General features: G+C 39.3%; 8 protein-coding genes. 2 read left to right on the forward strand and 6 right to left on the reverse strand.

Features of this window, described 5'->3' with window-relative positions:
- The 6 genes from pnuC to KH943_RS08015 all read right to left on the reverse strand — a co-directional run.
- A partial coding sequence (gene pnuC, locus KH943_RS07990) for a nicotinamide riboside transporter PnuC (RefSeq protein WP_304109809.1) occupies window positions 1–407 on the reverse strand: 407 nt, incomplete at its 3' end.
- A 22-nt stretch (window positions 408–429) separates the two neighbouring features.
- Window positions 430–1,305 carry a VirK/YbjX family protein gene (locus tag KH943_RS07995; RefSeq protein WP_304109821.1) on the reverse strand — a complete coding sequence of 292 codons (876 nt, stop codon included), beginning with the start codon at window positions 1,303–1,305 and terminating at the stop codon, window positions 430–432.
- A gap of 73 nt (window positions 1,306–1,378) precedes the next feature.
- Window positions 1,379–2,002, reverse strand: coding sequence for a YfgM family protein (locus KH943_RS08000; protein WP_304109811.1), 624 nt, complete (start codon window positions 2,000–2,002; stop codon window positions 1,379–1,381).
- Between the two features lie 12 nt (window positions 2,003–2,014).
- Window positions 2,015–3,286 carry a histidine--tRNA ligase gene (hisS, locus tag KH943_RS08005; protein ID WP_304109813.1) on the reverse strand — a complete coding sequence of 424 codons (1,272 nt, stop codon included), beginning with the start codon at window positions 3,284–3,286 and terminating at the stop codon, window positions 2,015–2,017.
- A gap of 33 nt (window positions 3,287–3,319) precedes the next feature.
- The gene (gene ispG / locus KH943_RS08010; RefSeq protein WP_005706215.1) at window positions 3,320–4,435 is read right to left on the reverse strand and encodes a flavodoxin-dependent (E)-4-hydroxy-3-methylbut-2-enyl-diphosphate synthase; all 1,116 of its coding nucleotides are present in this window, start codon (window positions 4,433–4,435) and stop codon (window positions 3,320–3,322) included.
- A gap of 15 nt (window positions 4,436–4,450) precedes the next feature.
- Window positions 4,451–5,437, reverse strand: a complete 987-nt coding sequence (locus tag KH943_RS08015) for a RodZ domain-containing protein (RefSeq protein WP_304109816.1) — start codon at window positions 5,435–5,437, stop codon at window positions 4,451–4,453.
- 222 nt (window positions 5,438–5,659) lie between these two features.
- Here KH943_RS08015 and KH943_RS08020 point away from each other — a divergent pair, with 222 nt between their 5' ends.
- Window positions 5,660–7,225, forward strand: a complete 1,566-nt coding sequence (locus KH943_RS08020) for a SulP family inorganic anion transporter (protein ID WP_304109818.1) — start codon at window positions 5,660–5,662, stop codon at window positions 7,223–7,225.
- 194 nt (window positions 7,226–7,419) lie between these two features.
- Window positions 7,420–7,911 (forward strand): aldehyde dehydrogenase family protein (locus tag KH943_RS08025; RefSeq protein ID WP_304109820.1); only part of this gene is annotated, 492 nt, incomplete at its 3' end.

Here is a 7,911-nt window from a genome sequence, read left to right on the forward strand (position 1 = left end):
AGCAAACCAATCCATCCTTTAACCGTCAAGGCTTTGGCAATTACCGCAGCGCTATTTTGCTCTTTTTGCATATTGGCTTTCCATAAGAAATAGCCGATAAATTGAGCAGGAATATAGACATAAAGTGTGGTATTCATTTCGCCTAAAAAATTAGCACCAAGTGAAATATAGAAATAGGTATAGGCAAAAATTAGCCCGAAGAAGTAGTTACTAATTTTCCCTTTACTCACGAATACATTACAGATAATCCCTGCAATGCCTGAAACCATCCCTAAAATTGAATCAGGATTATAGATATAAATTCCAATTTGCATCGCAATAAAGAGAAGCAACCAAGCGGCTTCAAATGGCTTCCAGCCACCAAAAAGTTCTTGTTTAGTTTGAGTAAGCAATTGATTGTAGTTCATAAAACCTCCAAAGGCATCTTATTTAAAACTGTTGAATATCAGATAAAATCTTGTCCAACATCGCATAGCGTTTACGATACATAGAACGCTTTTTACTTGCAATATCGTCTAATGATTTTCTCTCAATCGTCAGTGGCAAAAACCAATAACCATTGTGATAATTAGCTTGATTTTCTTGCCAAAATTCATTGTAATTAAACAGAATTTTACTTCGAGCGGAAAGCCGATATTTACCTTGTGCTTTATGAGGAATACCGACTAATTCACATTGCCATTTTTCCGCTAATATTTTAAACACATTCACAATCATAAACATCGGACGAATGCCGTACATTGCTTTTGTCGCATTTCTTACTATATCTTGAGCATCATCACTAGCTGGTCCTTGAATAGAGGCAATGAGCAACTTATTTCTATCTAAAAAAGTAAAAGAAGCATCATAAATTCGTTTTTGCTCCTGATCTCTAATACTCAGCGAAAAATAGCCTTCAAAAGGATCAATACTATTGATATTGAGATAAAGATTTAATCCTTCTGGCAATCCGCTTAATAAAATCGAATGTTCCTTTAATAATTGTTGGCAAACTGCTGTTCCTAATTTACGCTTTGCAATCTGAAAATGATCAATTATCGCTGTTAATCGTTGTGAAGCTGAAAAACGTTGATCACAATAAGTTTGTAATAACGCATTAAAGCGATAATAGCATTGCGTAAAAAGAGGTTGCCATTGAGGATTTTCATTTAAAAATCGGACTAAACTTTTACATTGCTTCTTATATAAAAAAGAGTATCCATAATAACGTAACTTTTCTCTCACTTGCTTGAGAAAAGGACGATTATTTGATTCTGGATACATTTGCTCATAAGTCGGAAATAATAATTTATTAGTTGAACCCATATGATTTTCTATTAAAAACCCCATACCTAATATCCACAAAAAAGAGATTACTGACATAATCTCCTTTATCCACTTATAAATTATTGATTTTTAGCTCAATAAGCTCACGTTCTTGTCCTGACATTTTAGCTTTAATTTGCTCATAAGCACTTTTCGCTGCTTCTTTATCACCTTTTGCCACAAGTAGATCTGCTATAAATAATTGTTTACGTGCGTCCCACGCTTGATCTTTAATTTGCTCAAGGTTAGCTAAAGCAGAGTCAAATTCTTTTAATTGGAAATCGACCGCTGCTAAACGGAAGCGGATAATCGATTGTAATGAAGGATCTTTCACTTCATTTAAAGCTGCTTGTAATTGACTTTTTGCTACAGCAAAGTCTCCTTTTGCCACTGCATTTTTCGCTTCTTCAAGTTGCATAAAGATCGCATAGTTCGTACCTTTCATTTCTTCTAAGAATTTTGCTACAAGCGGTTGATTTTTCACAGGATCTTGCTCATAAGCTTCCATTGTTGCTTGATAAGAAATCGAAGCTTGAATCGCTGATTCAGCTTGATGACTTTTCCAGAAGTTCCAGCCAAAACTTGCTGTAGCAAAAACAAAAATAGCTAATAAAATAGGTGTGCTATTTTCTTTAAACCAGTTCTTTGCTTCTTCGAACTGCTGTTCTTCGGTTTTATTAAGATATTCGCTACTCATTAAGATTTCCTATTAAAAATATGTTTTTAAGGTATTGATTAAATCTGCCTGACTAATCGTAATTTGCTCTGCACCATTGCGTAAATCTTTCATGACAACAGTCTTCGCTTGTACTTCGCTTTCACCAATCACTAATGCATATTTAGCTTCGATTTTATCAGCACGTTTAAATTGTTTTTGAAATTTACCACCAGAGCAATGTGTCATCACGCGTACTTGCGGTAATTCGGTACGAATTTGTTCAGCAATTTGGAAGGCATTTAATGTTGTGCCTTCGCCTGCATAAACCAGATATAAATCGACCGCCTGTGGAAGAGCAATTTCTTTATTTACCTCTTGCACGAGCAATACTAAACGCTCTAACCCCATTGCAAAGCCCACGCCTTGCGTTGCATGTCCGCCTAATTGCTCCACTAAACCATCATAACGACCGCCGCCACAAACCGTGCCTTGTGCACCTAATGCTGAAGTCACCCATTCAAATACGGTTTTGTTGTAATAATCTAACCCACGTACAAGTTTTGGATTAATTTCATATTTCACGCCCATTGCGTCTAACAAGCTGCACAGTTGTGCGAAATGTTCACGACTTTCATCGTCTAAGTAATCCAATAATTTTGGTGCACCGTTAAGCACTTCTTGCAAAGCTTCGTTTTTAGTATCCAAAATACGCAGTGGATTTTTTACTAAACGCTCTTTTTCTTCATTGCTCATTAAATCTTGATGATTTTCTAAGAATGATACTAAAGCGGAGCGGTAATTTGAACGTGCTTCAAGTGAGCCGATTGAATTTAATTGTAATGAAACATGTTGATCGATGCCTAGCTCTTTCCAAAGTCTTGCAGTTAAAATAATCAATTCCGCATCAATTTCTGGATTCGCAATACCAAACACTTCTACACCCGCTTGATGGAATTGACGATAACGTCCTTTTTGCGGACGCTCATGGCGGAACATTGGTCCCATATACCAAAGGCGTTGTTCGTTGTTGTAAATCCAACCACGTTCAATCGCTGCACGTACGCAACCCGCGGTGCCTTCTGGTCTGAGTGTTAATTGTTCATCATTATCCCAGAACGTATACATTTCTTTTGAAACTACATCGGTTACTTCACCAATTGCACGCGCAAAAAGTGGCGTGCTTTCAACGATAGGCATACGCACTTCAGAATAGCCGTAACTTGCTAACACGTGACGTACTTTAGCCTCTATCCATTGCCATAATGGAGATTCTGTTGGAGAGCAATCGTTCATTCCACGAATTGCCTGAATGGTTTTTGCCACAATATTGTCCTTTTAAATAAAAATAATTTTAAATTACGCAGGCGTAATCATAATTCGCTGCGATTGTTCCGCCACACGAGCACGAATTTTGGCTTCTAACTGGTCAATCAGTTTATCGTTATCGAAACGCTCTTTTTGACGCACACCATCCAAGTAGAAACCGCTCATTTTATTTGAGCCTGTTACGCCTAAATCAGAAACCAATGCTTCGCCTGGCCCATTTACCACACAACCGATAATTGATACATCCATTGGCGTTAAAATATCTTCTAGGCGTTGTTCTAACGCGTTTACGGTCGCAATTACATCAATTTCTTGACGTGAACAAGTTGGGCAAGCAATAAAGTTGATACCGCGTGAACGAATACGGAGCGATTTTAAAATATCAAAGCCGACTTTCACTTCTTCCACAGGATCTGCAGCTAAAGAGATACGCAAGGTATCGCCAATCCCTTCTGATAATAATAAGCCTAAACCAATCGCTGATTTCACCGAACCTGCACGAGCACCGCCTGCTTCAGTAATACCTAAATGCAGAGGTTGCACGATCTGTTTTGCAAGTAAGCGATAAGATTCGACCGCGAGGAACACATCAGAGGCTTTTACGCTTACTTTGAAATTATCGAAATTAAAGCGATCTAAAATATCCACGTGGCGTAACGCACTTTCAAGCAAGGCTTGCGGTGTTGGTTCACCATATTTTTCTTGCAAATCACGCTCTAGTGAGCCCGCATTGACGCCGATACGGATGGGGATATTTTTATCTCTTGCACAATCCACTACCGCACGAATACGCTCTTCATTGCCGATATTACCTGGGTTGATTCGCAAGCAATCTACGCCATATTCCGCCACTTTTAAAGCAATGCGATAATCGAAGTGAATATCTGCGACTAGAGGCACATTCACTTGCTGTTTAATCACTTTGAATGCTTCAGCTGCATCCATGGTTGGCACAGAAACGCGAACAATATCCGCCCCAACTTTTTCTAACGATTTAATCTGAGCAACCGTCGCTTCCACATCGGTAGTGCGAGTATTGGTCATTGATTGCACGGAAATCGGTGCATCGCCCCCCACAGGCACTTTGCCCACCCAGATTTTTTTTGACTCACGACGCTTAATCGGAGAATGTTGTACTGCTGACATATTTAATTTAAACCCTTATTGTGCTAATGGCAGCTTAATACGTGCCACGCGTCCATCAATTTTAAGCGGCACTTCTTGCCCTTTATAATAAATTTTCACATTTGCTGGTGCACCAATGGTCAATCGATATTGCTCATTGCCATTGAAGGTTAGCACTTCGCCATTATTGTATAATTTTTCAGCTAAACTTTTTTTGCTTTGATTACCTTTTACTGTAATCCAGCTCTCTTTGCCCGTAATTTCAATGCGTAAATCATCGTTTCCGATGGCAGCTTCCACTGCTGGAGCTGCACTATTTGGGGCATTTTCAGCAGAAGGTTGAGCCAACACATCTGTTGCAGTGATTGGTGTAGTTTGTGTTGTATTCGTTTCAACGTTTGCTACCGCAGCAAAGGTTTCAGGCTGTGCTTGAGCTGGGGGTTGCTCTACCACAGGTGCAATGTTTTCCGCATTTTCGACCGCTTGTGCCGCAGTTTGAGCTGTTGGTTCAGTTGGTGTCTCCTGTGAGGTAATTTCAATCGCATTATTTGTTGCAGGCGTTGTTTCAACTGGCACAGCATTATTTACAAACTGCTCGCGGTTTTCTTGCTCTTGTTGGTAATCTTGCCACCACCAAAGCAACGTCATACCAATCGCAGCTAATAGCACAAAAATAGTGAGATATTTTACCCATAAATTTTGTGATTTTTGCATCACTTTTCCAGCAGAAGTTTTATGCAGCACTTCTTTAGGAATTTTAACCTCACCATAGTTTACGCTTGAAGCCAGTTCTTCTGGCAACCGTAAAAAACGTAAATAGTTACGCACATAGCCACGAACAAAGGTCGGTGCTACATTTTGCAAAATAAAAATATCGTTTTCGAGCGATTCAATATGCGATTTTTTAAGATTTGTTTTTTGTGCAACATCTTCAATAGATAATTGCAGTGCTTCACGCGATTGCTTGAGTTGCTGTCCTAGCGAGAGTGTATCTGTTGAAAGTGTGATGCGAGATTCGGTCATAACAAAGTTCTTTTAATTAAACACACAAAAATATCCGAAAGTTTAAAGATATCATCCTAATTTTGCAAATTTTAACTGAGGAATTTGCAAAAATTTGAGCAGAAAAAGGGAATTTTTCAGAAATTTTATCAAAATCTGATATATAGCAAAATTTTTTGCAAAAATCAGGCGTAAAATGACCGCTTGTTTTATCCTTTTTACTTCATTTTATGCGAGGACGCTATGCCCCAAACAGCGCACCTAAAAACTTCAAAATCCTCACTGGTTAAACAAAATTTTGCTTCTGGATTGGTGGTTTTTCTGGTCGCCTTGCCACTCTGTTTAGGTATTGCCCTTGCTTCAGGTGCTCCACCGCTTTCGGGTATTATTTCAGGCATTGTTGGCGGTATTATTATCGGCTGGTTGAGCACTTCGCATATCAGTGTGGCAGGGCCAGCAGCGGGCTTGGTAGCGATTGTATTAGGTGCAATTACGCAACTCGGTAGCTTTGAGCTTTTTTTATGTGCAGGCATTATTGCAGGCGTTATCCAGCTCATTTTAGGTATGATTCGAGCAGGTAGCATTACCAACTATATTCCTGTTGCCGTAATTGAAGGAATGCTTGCGGGTATTGGGTTTTTAATTATCGTTAAACAGCTACCTTATGCGATTGGCACGGATAAACAGCTTTTCAAGGGAACGGACTCTTTCATTAACATCCATCTTGGCACCTTGATTATCACGCTGCTTTCAATGTCCATTATGCTTGGTTGGGATCATTCCGCTAAACTCAAAAAGATAAAACTACTTCCTTCCGCGTTAATTGCGGTGATTGTTAGCGTCTTGCTAAACAATCTTTTTATTGCTTTAGATAGCCATTTAGCCGTACCTGAAAATCAGCTAGTACATTTACCTGCTTTCTCTTCTTGGCAAGATTTAAAAGATTTCGTGATTTTTCCTGATTTCAGAGGGTTTACTCATCCATCTATCTGGGTAACAGGGGGGACGATTGCGATTGTTGCATCTATTGAAACCTTACTCTCTATTGAAGCAGCTGATCGATTGGACATAAAACGCCGGCTTACCGATTCCAATCAAGAATTACGGGCTCAAGGCGTGGGCAATATTATTTCCTCTCTACTTGGCGGATTGCCTATTACAGCGGTCATTGTCCGCTCATCGGCAAATGCCAACTCAGGAGCTACACATAAATTTTCCACCATTATTCATGGCGTTTTGTTACTCATTTGTGTGCTTGCTATTCCTGCTTTTCTAAACCAAATCCCGCTTGCCACTCTTGCGGCTGTATTGATTTTAGTTGGCTACAAACTTGCTCGCCCAACAGTTTTCAAACACTTTTGGCATAAAGGCATTTATCAATTTATCCCATTTATCGTTACTATGGTTGCGGTGGTGCTTTTTGATCTACTCAAAGGCGTAGGGCTTGGCTTGGTTATCAGTATCCTATTTATTCTGCACGGCAATATGAAACGTGCTTACTATCTAAGCCGAGAAGAACTTGCTGATGCCTCGCAAATCCGCCTTGATTTAGCCGAAGAGGTTTCATTCCTCAATAAAGCCGCAATCAAGAAAACGCTTAAAAATATTCAACCTAACTCAATGGTGATTATTAATGCAGAACATACCGCTTACATTGCTTGTGATGTACTGGAACTAATTGAAGATTTCGCCACAATTTATGCTAAAGAGAACAATATCCGTGTGATTTTAAAAGGCTTCAAAGCTGATTACGATAGCTACGTGGATCAACACTCTAATATTAAAGTGGAACACCATCGCCGGATTTAATCTAGAAAAGGGTAATAAAAGTTATCTATTTGTAAAAGTTTTATCGTATAAATTTTACTTAAATTTTACTTGTTGATTTAGATCAATAATACCTCTTATGAGTAAGTGAATTTTGGTGCAAATCGTTTGCAGTTGGATAATAATTTCAACAGTTAAAGAATTTTAGATTTTTAATTTTTAGAGGAAACCAAACTATGGCTAAAGCAACTCAAACTGCTCAACCTTATGATGCTCAAGCGGAAGTGAATGCACTTGTCGAAAAAGGCTTGAAAGCCCTTGATGAGTTCCGTCATTTAAACCAAGAGCAAGTGGATTATATTGTCGCAAAAGCGTCTGTAGCGGCATTAGATAAACACGGTGTGTTGGCAATGCACGCATATGAAGAGACGGGTCGCGGCGTATTCGAAGATAAAGCCACCAAAAACTTGTTTGCCTGTGAATATGTTGTGAACAATATGCGTCACTTAAAAACTGCGGGCGTTATCAGTGAAGATGATGTAACAGGTATCACTGAAATTGCTGACCCTGTCGGCGTTATCTGCGGTATTACCCCAACCACCAACCCAACCTCAACTACTATCTTCAAAGCGTTAATCGCCCTTAAAACGCGTAACCCAATCGTTTTTGCTTTCCACCCATCAGCTCAACAATCTTCAGCTCATGCGGCACAAGTTGTACGTGATGCG

It is taken from the genome of Haemophilus parahaemolyticus (genome assembly GCF_018373095.1).
Taxonomy (GTDB): Bacteria; Pseudomonadota; Gammaproteobacteria; order Enterobacterales; family Pasteurellaceae; genus Haemophilus_A; species Haemophilus_A parahaemolyticus_A.